Annotated in this window: 12 protein-coding genes and 1 tRNA gene; all 13 read right to left on the bottom strand. The window is 40.9% G+C overall.

Features of this window, described 5'->3' with window-relative positions; all coding sequences use genetic code 11:
- Positions 1-20 precede the first annotated feature (20 nt).
- The 13 genes from G628_RS0100235 to G628_RS0100165 all read right to left on the bottom strand — a co-directional run bounded on the left by G628_RS0100235 (position 21) and on the right by G628_RS0100165 (position 15,129).
- Positions 21-1,028 (bottom strand): deoxyguanosinetriphosphate triphosphohydrolase, encoded by a 1,008-nt coding sequence (locus G628_RS0100235; protein WP_026655321.1) that lies wholly within the window; start codon positions 1,026-1,028, stop codon positions 21-23.
- A 134-nt stretch (positions 1,029-1,162) separates the two neighbouring features.
- Positions 1,163-1,471 (bottom strand): hypothetical protein, encoded by a 309-nt coding sequence (locus tag G628_RS0100225; RefSeq protein WP_027208174.1) that lies wholly within the window; start codon positions 1,469-1,471, stop codon positions 1,163-1,165.
- 5 nt (positions 1,472-1,476) lie between these two features.
- Positions 1,477-2,103 (bottom strand): DUF6465 family protein, encoded by a 627-nt coding sequence (locus G628_RS17785; protein WP_155841092.1) that lies wholly within the window; start codon positions 2,101-2,103, stop codon positions 1,477-1,479.
- A gap of 63 nt (positions 2,104-2,166) precedes the next feature.
- On the bottom strand, positions 2,167-2,742 hold the full coding sequence (locus tag G628_RS0100215) for a hypothetical protein (RefSeq protein ID WP_027208173.1): 576 nt from the start codon (positions 2,740-2,742) through the stop codon (positions 2,167-2,169).
- Between the two features lie 125 nt (positions 2,743-2,867).
- A complete protein-coding gene (locus G628_RS15940) occupies positions 2,868-3,443 on the bottom strand; it encodes a hypothetical protein (protein ID WP_034500472.1) in 576 nt (191 codons plus the stop codon).
- Entirely contained in the window at positions 3,416-3,937 is a 522-nt protein-coding gene (locus tag G628_RS15935; protein ID WP_034500471.1) for a helix-turn-helix domain-containing protein, read from the bottom strand. Before G628_RS15935 ends, G628_RS15940 begins: the two co-directional genes overlap by 28 nt.
- Before the next feature lie 295 nt (positions 3,938-4,232).
- On the bottom strand, positions 4,233-4,526 hold the full coding sequence (locus G628_RS0100205) for a hypothetical protein (RefSeq protein ID WP_027208172.1): 294 nt from the start codon (positions 4,524-4,526) through the stop codon (positions 4,233-4,235).
- Positions 4,527-4,778: 252 nt separating this feature from the next.
- Entirely contained in the window at positions 4,779-5,696 is a 918-nt protein-coding gene (locus tag G628_RS0100200) for a hypothetical protein (RefSeq protein ID WP_026655325.1), read from the bottom strand.
- 198 nt (positions 5,697-5,894) lie between these two features.
- Positions 5,895-6,692 (bottom strand): hypothetical protein, encoded by a 798-nt coding sequence (locus G628_RS0100195; RefSeq protein WP_155833737.1) that lies wholly within the window; start codon positions 6,690-6,692, stop codon positions 5,895-5,897.
- Between the two features lie 898 nt (positions 6,693-7,590).
- Positions 7,591-7,675 (bottom strand) — tRNA-Leu (locus tag G628_RS0100180).
- A 142-nt stretch (positions 7,676-7,817) separates the two neighbouring features.
- Positions 7,818-9,917, bottom strand: coding sequence for a glycerophosphodiester phosphodiesterase family protein (locus G628_RS0100175; protein WP_027208169.1), 2,100 nt, complete (start codon positions 9,915-9,917; stop codon positions 7,818-7,820).
- A complete protein-coding gene (locus G628_RS0100170; RefSeq protein ID WP_027208168.1) occupies positions 9,914-13,249 on the bottom strand; it encodes an EAL domain-containing protein in 3,336 nt (1,111 codons plus the stop codon). Before G628_RS0100170 ends, G628_RS0100175 begins: the two co-directional genes overlap by 4 nt.
- A complete protein-coding gene (locus tag G628_RS0100165; RefSeq protein ID WP_027208167.1) occupies positions 13,246-15,129 on the bottom strand; it encodes an LTA synthase family protein in 1,884 nt (627 codons plus the stop codon). The genes G628_RS0100170 and G628_RS0100165 overlap by 4 nt, the downstream gene beginning before the upstream one ends.
- Positions 15,130-15,188: the final 59 nt, after the last annotated feature.

Genomic DNA, 15,188 nt, shown 5'->3' with positions numbered 1-15,188 from the left:
CCTGAATATATTGGTTTATTTTATAGTACCGTCCATGAACGGGGGACATATACTTCTTCGAAAACAGAAACAGCATATCTGTCAGTCATGGAACTAACATAATCGCATACAATTCTCTCTTTGGATTCTCCTGCTGCCATCATGGCTTTCAGATAGTCCGGAAGTTTCTCCTCGTGGTCGAGGTAATGATGATAAAGAATCTTTATCATGACTTCTACCTTGCCCTCCTGCCCTTTGGCTTCGGGATTGGTATAAACTCTTTCAAACATGAACTTCCTAAGTTTCAGGAAAGCATCATATACTTCCTCCGACATCATAATGTCGTCCTTGTCCATGCTTGTCGCGATTATATCGTGTATAAAGGTATCAAGCCACTCTCCGTTCGTATAGCCGATCACCTTTGCAAGTTCCTTTGGAACATCACTCTCTTTCATGATTCCGCCGCGGATTGCATCGTCCATATCGTGATGCATGTACGCTATCTTATCCGAAAGCCTTACAACCTTGCCCTCAAGAGTCGACGGCGTAAGATTAAGCTCGTGATTAAGGATTCCGTCCTTAACTTCTCTCGTGAGGTTAAGCCCCTGTCCATAATTTTCAAGCTTCTCCACGATTCTAAGGCTCTGTTCATTGTGCCTGAAGCCTCCCGGAACAACGGCATCAAGCGCCCTCTCTCCGGCATGCCCAAACGGCGTATGTCCAAGATCGTGCCCAAGTGCTATGGCTTCAGTGAGATCCTCATTAAGCATAAGAGCTTTAGATATAGTTCTCGCATTCTGCGATACTTCAAGAGTATGCGTCATACGGGTCCTGTAATGATCTCCGTCAGGTGCCAGAAAAACCTGCGTCTTATCTTTAAGCCTTCTGAACGATTTGGAATAAAGAATCCTATCCCTGTCTCTTTGGAAACAGGGCCTTATATCACACGGTTTTTCAGCTTTTTCTCTACCTTTGGAATTCATGCTGAGTGTAGCATATTTGCTTAAGATCTGTGTTTCTCTTTCTTCTAGCTTTTCACGAATTTTCAATTTTCGTCTTCTTTCTATTAGAATTTTTTGAGTAGCAAATATTTTTATGGGAAACTACAAAAATGAAACCCACATCTTTATTATTCGACGTGAGTTTCACAATTCCTTTTTTTATTTTAAATTTTTTTGCTTTTTTATTTATACAGCGCAAAACGTGCCTCATACTGCTCGTTTATCCACTCAACAGCCTTGGTAAAGCCTTCTTCGCTCACTTCAAAATTCTCACTCAACATAAGCTTCTTATCAGTCTTAGCATATGAGTAGGGTTCAGGCCACACCGTTGCCATAAGTGTCGCGGGGCCTCTCTGATCCACCGGAACGAACTTTACATTTTCAAGCGGTTCACGCGCAAGTCTGTACCTCATTCCCTTGTAGCTTCCAAAATACGCCTCGCCATATTCGTAGTGCATTAAATTAAAAAAATCTTTTTTCTCTATTGCCATATCTGTTAAAACTCGACTTTTCCGGTATCAGTATGATTTACCACATAGTATGCGGCATTGTCCGAAGGCTTGATGTAAACCTGAATCTCTTTGATAGCGGTAGCTTTATTTCCTTTGCTTATGTAATCCTTTTTTGCACGCTCGATTATATCCGAAGTGTTTATCTCATGGTGATTGTACTGCACGAAAACTTCTTCTTTGCACGCGCGCTTTGCAGCCTTTGCGGAAATGTCCCGGCTCGCCTCTTTAGCAACCTTGGCTGCTTTCTGCGATGTTTCCTTTACAGTCTTTGCAGCGGGCGCCGTCTTCTCTTTTGCCTTAGTGATATAAGGCTCCGCTTTTTCCTTGATATCTTTTATATAAGGCTCTGCCTTTGTCTTAACTTCCGCATAAACAGGCTCTGCCTTGTCTTTAATGTCTTTTAAATAAGGCTCGGTCTTCTCTTTAATATCCTTAAAGTATGGCTCCGCCTTTTTGATATATGGTTCAGCTTTACTGGTATATGGCTTGGTAGCTTCTTTAACATCTCTCAAAAAAGGCTCTGCAGCTTTCTTAGCTTCTTTTATAACAGGCTCAGTAGCCTTCGAAAACTCTCTTGCTATCTCTTTTATCTTATCTTCTGTAGAATTCATGCCCATTATTTTTCCCTCCCGGAATAAAGAATCGTCCTCAGCACCCAAAGCACCGGGGATAGTTTATCTAAACCTTTTCATAAGAGCTGCCATAGGCCCCGCCGCATCCTGAAGATCGGTGATTGCCTTGTTAAGTCCGTCAAAATCTATCCTAGATAGAGATGTGACCGCCTCAGTGAGTGATGCTGAATTGCCCGCAACCAGTTCGTTAAGGCTATCAGTCGCACTCGTTATGCCCTTTGTCATGACATCGATCTCATCAAGTGAGTTCTCTGCCTTAACAGAAACATTGTTGATATGCGAAAGCGTTGTCATCGCCTTCGGTACAACGATGATACATGTCAGAAACACCACCAAAAGCATTCCTGCCATACATCCCGTTGCAATCTTCTGGAAAAAAAGCCGCTTCTTCGAAAGGTCTCGCATCTCGGTGAGTAATGCCTCTGTGAGATTGTTTGAAATTCCGGCATCACCAGGCGTTGCAGCTTGAATTCTTTCCTTGTTCAAAGCAGCTTCTAACACCAAATCTTTCTCACTTCCTGCCATTTCAGGTACATTTGCACCTGTCAAATTTGAATTTCCTGCATTGTTTTCAATTGCGTTATCTGACAGTTTGCCCCCAACATCATGCGGTTCCATATAATAGATCCCCCTTTCATATCATGTTCTTACGAAACGCACATTTCTAGATTTAGATCAGTAACCATTCATACACAAAATACAAAATTGAAATCGTTTTATATTATGATACCACATTTATTGAGTTATTTTACATCAGGTATATTTCGTAATGATTCCCAATATTCATTGCCGCGCATATAGGCAAACATTTCCTCATTGCAAAATTCCCCGATCAACTGCGATTGAAATTTCTTTATAAACTCCGACTTATCCGAACGCTCTTTTTTCTCCACCCTAAGATGAGCATACAGCTCAGAATTATTGATATCCAACATTGTATCAACATTGTCTACAAGCTGTTTCATAATAGAAGCTGTCTTCTCAACATCTTTTTCATATTCCGCAAGTTCAAGTTTCTGCATAACTTCCTGGTAAATGCCAAGTTCAAAGCATCTTGAAACCTCACCGCTAACATCCGCCATTTTATATGCCATTCTGAGGTTTCCGGCATCCTTATAGAGCCTCTGTAACAAATTCAATACGCATTTTATCTGATTAACCTCTTCAAGCATAAGGTCCTCAAGTTCCTTGAATGCTTCTTCTGTCTTTCCATTCTTTTCATGAATCTCAGCTTGGAAAAACCTGCGCTCATACCCTCTCTCATCAAAATAACTTAAAAGCTCCTCAGCCTTTATGTAGTCTTCTTTTCTGTAGTGCATAAAAACAACATTTTGGCGGCCGACGTTCTTATTTTCGAATCCCCCGATTCCATCAAATCCTGAAGCCATGCAGCGATATGCTCATCATTTTTTTTCAGAATTTTGCACTCCTTTTTATGTAAAGCCGCGTATCGGGCACCCTCAAAAATCAGCGCACTGTTAAGTTTTAGTTTTTCGCAGTTTGGATATTCTTCTATCTTCTTTCTTGCAGATTCAAACACTTCCTCATAGAGTCCTTTTTCCAGTTTCTGACATAGAGATTTTATATAAACGTCAACCTCTTCATCAGTCAGATTTTCTTTAAACGACAACAGCTCATCCATCGATATTCCAAGAAGTCTTGCAATCGGTGCAAGCAAGCTGATATCGGGAAGCGTATTCTCATTCTCCCACTTATTGACAGCCGGCGCAGTCACTCCAAGACTTTTAGCCATTTCTTCCTGTGTAAGTCCCAATTCCTTGCAGTATTTTCGTATCACTTTTCCTATAGTCATTAGCTCAGTCTCCTCTATACTCTCTAAATCCGTATTTTCCAAAAGGTTTACACTTAAATCTTTCGGAAAAAGTGTGATGTCTTGTTGTGCATTCACGGATATTAAAACTAAGAATGCATGCTTTATTACCGGCGCCGTTCTAATGCTATGATAACGAATTCCACAGAGTTTTTCTATTGAATACATATTAAGTTATAGGAATTTTTATTAACCATCAAGAATTATTTGAGATATATGCTTATCATCTCCTACTGTAATCCATCATTGCAATAATTTATTTCTTTCATGTCTTTTCCTATACGGTACTTTTACGCACTTTTGCACCGCATGTATCTTCCACCGCTTTTCTGTGCGGTGCCTGTTCCCACTTTCGCACCGCATACATCTTCCACAGCCTTTCTGTGCGGTGCTTGATCGCATTTTCGCACCGTACACTTCCTCCACAGCCTCTCTGTGCGGTGCCTGGCCGCATTTTCGCACCGCACACTTCCTCTACAACCTTTCTGTGCGGTGCCTGTTCGCTTTTTCGCACCGCATACATCTTCCACAACTTTTCTGTGCGGTGCCTGTTCGCTTTTTCGCACCGCATACATCTTCCACAACTTTTCTGTGCGGTGCCTCTGCGTCAAAGCCTCTCACAATAGCATACCTGCTCCAATTCACCCCATTAATAAATTCAATTTATTATGCACATAGGCCGCATCCATAGCAGAGCATTTCTTTTCAATAAAAAAGCCTTCCGCGAGCCGTGCATCCCTGCAGAGCATCTTGTTGAATACGAGGAATTTTCTAATCAAAAATTACTACCCGAAAACTCAGGTAGTAATTTGGAATACTCTTTTTATTTAAATGAATAGCTGTTCTTTCTGATAAAGTTTCTCACATCAGTTTTCTTAAGAAGATCGGATTTTGTATCCTTATCCGGCGCTTTGGCTGAAAGATAAGCAAAATCTGACTTCTTGTATATCTCCCAAACTTCATCTATCGTCTTGCCTTCAAACTTTGTACCCTTGAAAAGACTCTTCCACATCTCTCCCCACTTTTCTTTCTTGAAGTCAGACATGCAGCAAACCTCAAAGAAGTCGCGGATAATATCACGGCTGGATGAAGATGTTTCCTTATCGAGCCACACCAAAAATCTCACTGAAGTTTCGCGGGTTTTCTGAGTGTTCGCATCGGGAAGCACCCAGTTTTTGTCATTGTATCTTCCGTCTTTGTAAGCATAGATATATCTGCAATAATCTGCAAATACTTCGGAATATTTAGGGAACTCAAGATTATCCCTCACAAAACCTCCATGTACAATATGTGCAAGCTCATGAGTCAGAACATCGAAATGATCGTAGTGCTTATCTAAATACTTATCATGAAGATGAATCCTGTTCTTCTTCGAATTGGCCGAAGCAATCTCATAACCTTCATTTTCAATCGCTATCGTAACATCTGTTGTGGCTTTTTTATAATCACCAAATCTCTTGTACATCTGAGGATATACCTCGTAAAAAAGATTCTCAATATGGTCAAACTGCTCAACATTTGTGTATCCGTCCCACTTTGTAAGATCAATGGTAAGCGAATACTTTATACCATCAATGGTCTTGCTTGTCTTAAGCATTTTCCCTGTCTCATCAAGGTCACTTCTTTTTGCAAGTGCCGCCTTATTGTCGGCATTTGAATCTGCGTGAACCTCAAGAGGCGCAGCCGAAGCCAAAACAAGAGCAAAAATCAACATCTTGGGTAAAAATCTTAGTTTCTTCATGTAATTCTCCTTATGTCAAAAAAATCCAAGGGCACTAATACCCCACAAAGAAGTATAACATGTCCTTAACATTTTTTAACCAATTCAATTGGAAAGTTCGCCAAATATTCACATTCAAAAATAAGCAAGACAAATCACTAATTACTTTTCCTGCACCTCCCGATACTCTCCATACTTTCTAGATGCTATTATTCTCATTCATAATGCTGATTCAAGTTTCTTTTTTACGGCTTCAAAATCAAGTGGACTTTCTGCGCTTTCTAAAGATATAAGCAATGTATCACCAAGTACAAGTCCGCTTTTCTCGTATGATATCAGCTTTTTTAGATTCTTGACCGCATATTCGGGATCATTAACAAGCCCTAAATGTTCCCAGTAAATTGTTTTATCTTTCCTTACGCTATATATTGCAAAGTCCGGAAAGATATGTCTTCTATCTTTCAACAAAAATTCCGGTTCATATACATACGGTATCTTCATACTATATAAATAATCCGCAATAATCTTCTCCGATTTGGATCTGACCGTTTCCCCTTTAATTGTCTTATGAGCAACAGCCACTTCCACAGAGTTCTTTCCACCATTAAAACTGTTGTACCATTCTTCTATTCTCATTTCTTCCGTAGACCGTATAGGACTTATCATCTCTTTCCTTCCGCGACACAGACCACTATAAACTCTGTCAATCATTCCAATGTCATATCCTTTTATAAAAACCTCCATCCTCTTCATCAGCGGTTTTAATTCACGCAAAAGTTTCTCGTCATAATCTCTCTGAATCAGGAGGCGTATCATATCCCTCCTCGCAGATTTGATGTATTCTCTTTTCTTGTCCCCGTTCTTGCGAAAATAGTATTGTGGGACGCCGCGGCATGATGTAACTAGAATTTTGCCGTCATCTAATCCTTTATATCTTGTTTTTCTTTTCTCAAGAGTGTTGATCATCCCTCGAATTTCATTGAATTGTCCAATTAACTCATTTCTGTAATCTATCATTGCTACATTTGTTCCTTTCAAATCTCTGTGTAAAGCTTATTATTTGTCTTTTTTGGCTTTAGGCACCGTACACATCCTCCACAAATTTTCTGTGCGGTGCCTCTTCCCGTTTTCGCACCGTACACATCCTCCGCAAACTTTCCGTGCGGTGCCTCTTCCCGTTTTCGCACCATACACATCCTCCGCAAACTTTCCGTGCGGTGCCTCTTCGCATTTTCGCACCGTACACATCCTCCACAAATTTTCTGTGCGGTGCCTCTTCGCTTTTTCGCACCGTACACATCCTCCGCAAGCTTTCCGTGCGGTGCCTCTTCGCGCTTTAGCACCGTACACATCCTCCACGGCTTTTACGTGCGGTGCCTCTAACAAAACATCATCACGACCGGCCCTATTCAATCAAAAATAAATCCCTAAAAATCATTGAATCATTTTGGCGAATGCCAAATGAAAAAACAAGAACAAAAAGTCGCAAAGCTCCTCTTTGTATAACACATCAACGCACATACTGCATATCAAAATAAATGCATACCAATTGTAAACATATAGAGCATATTTATCACCACAAAAATTTAGCACAATTATCAATAAAAAACAAATATTACATGCACCGGTATTTATTCACCCACATTTCTTACCACAAGCTTATATCTATAAGCATGCAAGATAGTTCTTGAGCTGTTTGGCCTTCTTTTCCAACTACTAAACAGACTACTTTTGGAATGAAATAAAGACAATTTTATTTCACATCCAGTATCACAAACTCATATCTTTAAATGGAAAATGTAAAAAATGATAGAAGAAGATAAAAAGAGTGTGGGTTTAATAAAAGACCGTGTTATGTGGGTTAGGCAAGAAAAAAGGTCTATCACAAAAAGTGATAAACCTTGATAAAATATCGTGCGGAAGATGGGACTTGAACCCACACGACATAAACAGTCACAAGATCCTTAGTCTTGCTCGTCTGCCAATTCCGACACTTCCGCATTCCGTCGTCATCTCTCTCGCGACGACTTGTTTATAATAGCAAAGTATGCGGCTTTCGTCAACACCCATTTTTTATTTTTTTCAAAAATTTTTTTCTGTTATTCCAAAATGTCATTTACCGCAAGCTCACTACCCATCCGCTCAATCAACCTGATCCGTGTAAAAACCCGCAATTCCAAGCGCTTTGTACCTATCCATGTCCTTCTTATCATTGATGGTATGGACAAAAAGCGGCACTCCGGTTTCGTTGATCTCAGACACAAATCCCGCGTCGTCAACCCAGACATCCGGCATTGTAAGTGCGACAAGCTCCATATTTTTGCAGCTCTGTATTATCGCTTCGCTCTCACACTCATCTTCATCCGCAGCGTAAAGCGTGTAGATAACATACGAAAATCCCGCATCCTTCACGACTTCATACTCTTCGTCGTGATAAATCTGAATCACAAAGCGGTTCATAAGATCCGGAATACATTTTGAGAAAGTCCCGTACACTCCCTTGATTCCGGCACCGGAAGCCTCCTTAATATCGGTAACCACATACATATCATTATGCTCTCGCATAAAATCCGCAAGAGTATAGATATCAAGCGGTGTAAGTCTGTCATAAACCTTTGAATTCATGAACTCATTATGTTTCGGTGCCTTGCCAAAAGAAAATCCCAGTGCCCACGCACCATCTGCATTGTGCGCACAGACAGGATATCCGTCACTTGTGAACATGAAATCCATCTCTATCATTCTTTTGCCCGCATCATATGCACTCTGAAGTGCTTCCAGACTGTTTGTGTAAAAGAGCCCCTCTCCGCCATCTTCAGAATAGCTTCCCGCAGCATGAATGACAAACTGCTCTTCCCTAAGCTGTTCTCTCATACCGGGAATGTCAAACGCCTCGTATACAGGCTTTCCTTTTTCATATCTTTCTTTTGACTCGGGCGAAATCTCAATATCAAACGGATTGAATCCGTCGATTGCCATTACAAACCACGCTCCGGGGGCTATATGAGGACTGCTGTCATATATCCAGGGAGTACCGTCAAAAAGATCCATTCCCGTGTTTATGCGTTCTCCCGAGCAAGCGGGAATACGACCGTCAACCTTTAAAATTCTGCAAATTGAATCAATCGCTCCGTAAACAGCTCTTCTTTTTCCACACTCCTGATAATAAAGAGCCGTAAACGCCGTTCCTTCTGTCCAAAACCCTCCTGCTGCCTCGTCAAGACAAAAAGCATATCCGTTGTCGGGCGTTTTCATCTTACCGATATTCTTTCGAACACGTCTGTCCTTGATAACACCGTCAACCGCAAGTGCCGTCCACACCTGCGCATCAAGAACGACCTGCCCCGTGTTCGGAGTTATGCCGTCAGAAGCTGTTCCGGTATAGTAGTATCCTTTTTTTGCATCATACATACTGTCTATGAATTTCTTTGAATTCTGCGCAGCCTCATTATATTTCTCATCGCCCGTAAGCTTATAGAGTGCATCAAAAGCAACCAGACAGTCAACGTTGTGCTCAAGAGATTTATAACTAAGCACCTGCGCCTGTGACATGTCATTTTCAGGCCATCCGTTTATACCCGCAATAAATCCGGGATTTTCGTCCGCGCAATTCTCAAGAACCCAGTCCATAAGGGAAACCGCGGTTTTGGTATAAAGATATGTATCCTCTTCTTCTCCGTACAATTTGTCATACCAAAGAAGTGCAAGGGACACCCACGCCAGATTGCCGCTACTGCTGCCGACAAGCGAAGGATCTTCGACCCACATATTCCTCTCATTGTCATAATATCCGGGAAGTCTTACACTTCCGCAGACATCTCCGACAATGTTTCCCGCAGAATAAGCATTTCTTACTCTCTGCACATCTCCCCTGTCATTGACCGCGGCATATATGAAGGCATCAAGAATAGCAGATGCAGACTCTTTATCTCCATCCGCCATAAACGCAAGCGCACACAGCGCATTGTCGTATGAATAAGCTATATCTTTTTGATTCTCCTTATCCGTGTCATAAGAAGCAAGCAAAAAACGCCCATTCTCTTCACCGGATTCTTTTGACATATCACGAAGTGCGGACCTTATCGCAGAAACAGCAAGTTCTTTTTCATTTCCGTACTTCTCTGTCAACTTGACAGAATACTGGTAATAAACAGAATAAGCTATGCAAAGGACTGCCAGCAGTAAGCTGGCAGCCATTACAAATATGATCGCAACAGGCGTTTTTTTCAGTTTCTCCTTCACTCAGCCCCCACTTTTCTTCTAACCTGTCTTCTGATATCGACTATCTCACGAAAAAAGTTTTTACCTTTTGAGTTTTCAATTACTGAAGTTTCGGGTTCTTCCGGTTCCTCGTTTGCCTCTTCCAACCAGCCTTTTATTCCACTGTAATCCACGTTCTCTCTTACCTTAATGATCTTTTCAAGTGAACTTACATCCATAGGCTTATAGTAATGGTATCCCTGTGCATAGCGGCATCCGAATTTCTTTAGATATTGCTCATGCTCATCTGTCTCGACCATCTTTACAATAAGCGGAATGTCCATAACCTGTACGCAGTTTGCAACGGTATGAAGTATAACTGCAGCCTTGGTTATATGACCTTCCTCATCATTAAGCACCTTCATGTTGAATGTGATCACTTCGGGCTGCACAGCCTGAAGCATTATCATAGATGAATATCCGCTTCCGAAACCATCTATAATAAGCGGGAATCCTGCATCTGAAATATCCTTTATCATAGCAAGGATTTCTTTATCAACATCATTATACGTCTTATCCGAGATCTCGATCATAATGAGCCTGCGCGGAACTTTGTATTTTTCGCACAGATCTTTAAGCGTCTTTTTTACATCTATGGAAAAAAGATCCGCACGGGTTAAATTAATCGATACAGGAATGCACTCTTCTCCGTCTTTAATTCTTTTGCCCTGCCATGCTATAACCTTCTCCCAGATAAGTTGGTCGACGATAAGCGTAAGTCCTGATTTCTCAAGTACGGGAATGAACTCGCCCGGGCTTACAAATCCGCGTTCTCTGTGATTCCAACGAACAAGTGCCTCACCGCTTATGATCTTTCCTGTATTTATGTCACATCTTGGCTGTATAAAGAATGTAAACTCGTCGCTGTCAATACCTCTGCGGACATCCCTAAGCAGCTTTACTTCCGCATCAAGCTTCTTGTCCATTTCTGAGTTGTAGTGAACAGAACGCTCTTTTAAGTTTCCTCTGAGTCCGTCAAGTGCAAGAAGCGCTCTGTCATACATTTTTTCTACGGCAAGAGTGGTATCACGTATCTCATACACGCTGATAAGCGGGAAAAATCCCATGAACTTCGGATCAGTCTTTACATAATCCGACAATTCGCCCTGAATCTGGTTCAAAAGAGCATCTCCATTCGGCACAATACAGATAAAGTTTCCTCCGGAGATATATCCCGGAACTCCACCGAATTTGTCAATTATATAAGCAAGCTTATCTCCAATCCTGTCAGCGTATTCTTCTCCGACGTCATGTCCGTACCAAAGATTCAGGACATGGAAGTTGTCAATCTCAACCGCGTACAGGAAAAGATGCTTATCGGTATTCTCATCAATAAAATTTCTTGCTTCTTTGAAGAAAACAGAAGCGTGGTAACATTTAAGCATATTATCAGACTCCCTTCGAACCAAAATTCCACCTTTCTTTCGCTGGAACAACTGCGGTGTCATGAAAAACGGAGCAAATGCTATCAAAAACAGCTCTGATATGCAGGCTGCCTCTGCAGCTCCAACCCGTGAAGAATACAAAAGTATATGATGTATTCTTTCAACGCAGAAAACAAATACAACAAGGACGCCTTTGTTTTTCAGGAAATACTTGTAAATGAATCTCAGTCCTTCTTTAAACGAATATACCAGCGTACTTACTGAAGTAGCGGGAAAAGCGTGTTCCTTCTTGGTTATTACGTTAAGGAAATACTTTACTGCACCTGCTCCTGCAGGGAATGTACATCCGGAAAAAGTGAAAAACATCAGAAAGCTCTCGGAAATCCTAAAGAGGTACTCTTTCTTTATTTTTCTTGAAAGTAATATTGTTCTTAGCGACGGAAGTATGATAAATACTATGCAGCAAAGAGCGTATCCGAGGAACATCAGGTCAAGCATTCCCGTAAGTGTGATGATAACTATGTAAGGTAAGAGCAATACATTGTTTATTCTTGCAATGAAGTAGATGATCATGTAAAAAGCGTCATACCATCTAGTCTTGCCCCACTCCATCGTACCGCTCAGGAACATCTCGATCAGTCCGTATGTATATCTGTATTCCTTCATGGCATCTTCTGAATATGTTCTTGAAGCATACTCGGTAAATTCAAGACCTTGAACCTGTGAGTATTTGCCATGCCATCCTCTTGCATAAAGTCTTATTGCCAGATCGAAATCTTCGGAAACTCTGTGCTCATGCCAGTATCCAAGCTTGGCAAGCGCTTCTCTTCTTATAAATACGTTATGTCCTACAAGCGGGACAAATATTCCCTTAAGAGCCATGCACGGGAAGACATTCTGATTATTGTTGTTAACCTGTCTTCCGGAAAGTCTTGCAAAGAAGTTTTCCTCCATGTTTGACGCCTTTGTAGCGCACTGAATATATGCAAGCTTATCGTCTCTTGTAAATTCAGGTACTATCGCACTTATTATTTCAGGATGAAGACCGGAGTCCTTATCTATGAGAAGTATTATGGAGTTTGTATGGATATTGCCCTCTGCATGTCCACCTTCAAACTCTGCTCCCTCACAAACAAGATCTTTGATCTCATTACCTTCATCAACCCTGCGTCCTATTCTAAGAGTGTAATTAAGGTTTGAAGACTTCTTGAATATTCCCGGTCTGTTGTAAGGAGGTCTTACAACAAAGCTTACGTTGACCTTTCTGTAGTAATATACTCTTTCTATAACTCTGTATGCGTCGGAGCCAACTTCCACTCCCGCAACAGTTCCAAACTTGGAGTATTCTTCGATCTTATCCTCCAAAGATTCGATCGTACCTACATTTTTAAGCAGCACTCCTATTCCGTCATCGGAAACTATTACATTACACTCTTTTCCCGTCTGCTTCTTATAATCTTCCGCAGCAAGTTTACTTCTGTATACAGTCTCGAATATAACGCCGTTCTCCTCCATATATACTGGAATTGAGATCGTTACATCGGGAAGACTGTCCTTATCGTAATCTAGCCACAGAGTATTCATGTAGGCTTCGTTGTTTATCTTTTTCTTTCCGTTAAGTATCGAAACAACCGGCGGAAGAACGGAAAAGATAAAATCTACGGCAAACACCGTCGCATGAGTAAATGCAATAAATGACCATATATAAAACAGCCAGAAAAGAACGCTGCTCATTGCTTCTACTCTTACAAGCGCGTATTTAAGCACGATCACATGCAGCCATATATTCAAAATGAACGAAAGAACATACAGGCAAATGCCGATCACTTTAAAGAAACGCATTTCACCAATGTGTGTTACTTTCTCTTCTTCAGATACGTTCACTTTGGAAACATTATTAAATTCTTCAACTGTCATTTTTCTGATCATCGCGGCACCCTAAACAGATCAGGGACATTTCCCTGTCTGTCGCCGATATTGTTATATTCCATATAGAAATATCCTGTAACGTCTATCGGCGCTTCATCATACAAGTGTACAGTTCCATCTGCGTCCATGTATTTCATACCCGATCCAAGCACGGGATACTTTGGCGCTATCTGAGTCATATACTGATAATAAGCAGGTCTGGGAAGTTCAAGCTCCTTTAAAAGTTCAGGAACTATATAATTGGTGCTTACAGTTCCTATACTGTCGATCCATGAATCCGCAGGAGTTTCAATGTTGCTCCACATCAAAAACGGTGTTCTTCTTAAGTTATATTCTTCTATGTCGGAATCCATGTCCGAATCAATCACATCATATGCAAAAGAAGGACAATGATCCCCAAGCATGCAGATAACTACAGGTCTATCAACGTTTTTGTAATATTGAATGAGATCGTAAAACGCCTTGTCCGATGTCTGCATACAAGACAGATACTCGTTCAAAACAGATGTGGCTGCACCATACTCTTTAACGGAATGGATAATGTCTTCACCGGCAGGATTCTGATCCCAGCCTCCGTGATTCTGTATTGTCAAAAGATACATGAATTGCGGTACGTATTCGCCCTGAGCCTGCTGCGCAACGGAAGATTCATATTTTTTTATCATATTGTCATACAATGACTTGTCCGTGGCATAAACTCTGTCCGCATAGTAATCAAGATCCCTGAATTCTTCTCCAAAGTAAACATTGTCAAATCCAAGTTCTTTATATCCTCTGTATCTTGAATAATTTGAGCCTGATTCAGAATGCATTGCTGTTGTCTCATATCCAAGTTCGTTAAGAACGGAAACAATACTGAGACTGTCGTTCATATCAATAACATTAAAAGGAGCAAAATTATTGATGAGCCTGTTCGAATTTCCTGTCAAAAGCTCGTATTCTGTTGCATTTGTACCGCCTCCGAAGTTAGGAACAACGGCATAACCTTTTTTGAGATCTTCCATATTTGAAATGTAAGGAAGAAATTCCGTATCGGTCTCAAGCTGTGTCACAACATTAAAATCATAGAATGTCTCATTCAGGATCATTATTATGTCGGGACGCTCATCCGTATACCAGGTTGAAATATTAAGTGTAGGAATATCGGCAACTTCATAACCGTCGGGTCTTTCCACAACGTTATGCAGGTTCTGGAACGACTCAAGACTGCAAAGTGCAAATCCGTATGTCGGATAGACCTCACGCCACGACCATGCCAATATGCTTTCAGGCTTTTTTGAAGCCGGCGAAAGAATCACCATATCAAACACGCCAAAGGCAACAATCGCATATATAAGTCTCTTCCAAAGGGTATCGCCCCATTTTGAAGAATTACCTACATTAAGAACATACAGCCCCATCGATAAGAACAATCCGAAAAAGAACAGTCCCATTATCTTAAAGAATGTGGCATCGGGTGTGATCGTCATTCCCCGGATAACATTGAGTGCGGTTCCAAAGTTTTGCAATTCCTGAAAAGAGAGAGGCATTCCATGAAGCAAAACAACATAATGATTTACTATTGCAATAAGAGAGGAAACAGTAGTGGAAACAATTCCGCAAAGGTAATCACTTCCCACAATCAGATAAATTATTGCTATAAAAAGAAAAATAAATGAGAAGTTAAGGAAAAATGCACCGCTAATAAAAGAAACAGGCAACACTCCTTTAAACAGAGTGACATTTCCGGTTTCGATAAGCAAAAAGCACAAGTAAACCTGCAGCAAGGAGATCAAAAATCTAACTACTCTTCTCCAGCTGATCTTTAAAAGTCGTTTTAAGTCAAAAGTTGCATTCCGCACCTTTCTCTTTGCAATCAGGCTTATATCTCTAGATGTCAATAGGCGACCCTCCATAATGATATAAACAGAATTACGGCTTCCAATTACTTTTTATTTAT

Origin of the sequence: Butyrivibrio hungatei NK4A153 (genome assembly GCF_000424465.1) — a bacterium.
Classification (GTDB): Bacteria; Bacillota; Clostridia; order Lachnospirales; family Lachnospiraceae; genus Butyrivibrio; species Butyrivibrio hungatei_A.
Note: the sequence above shows the minus strand (reverse complement) of the source record. Positions and strands in the feature narration are given on the sequence as shown.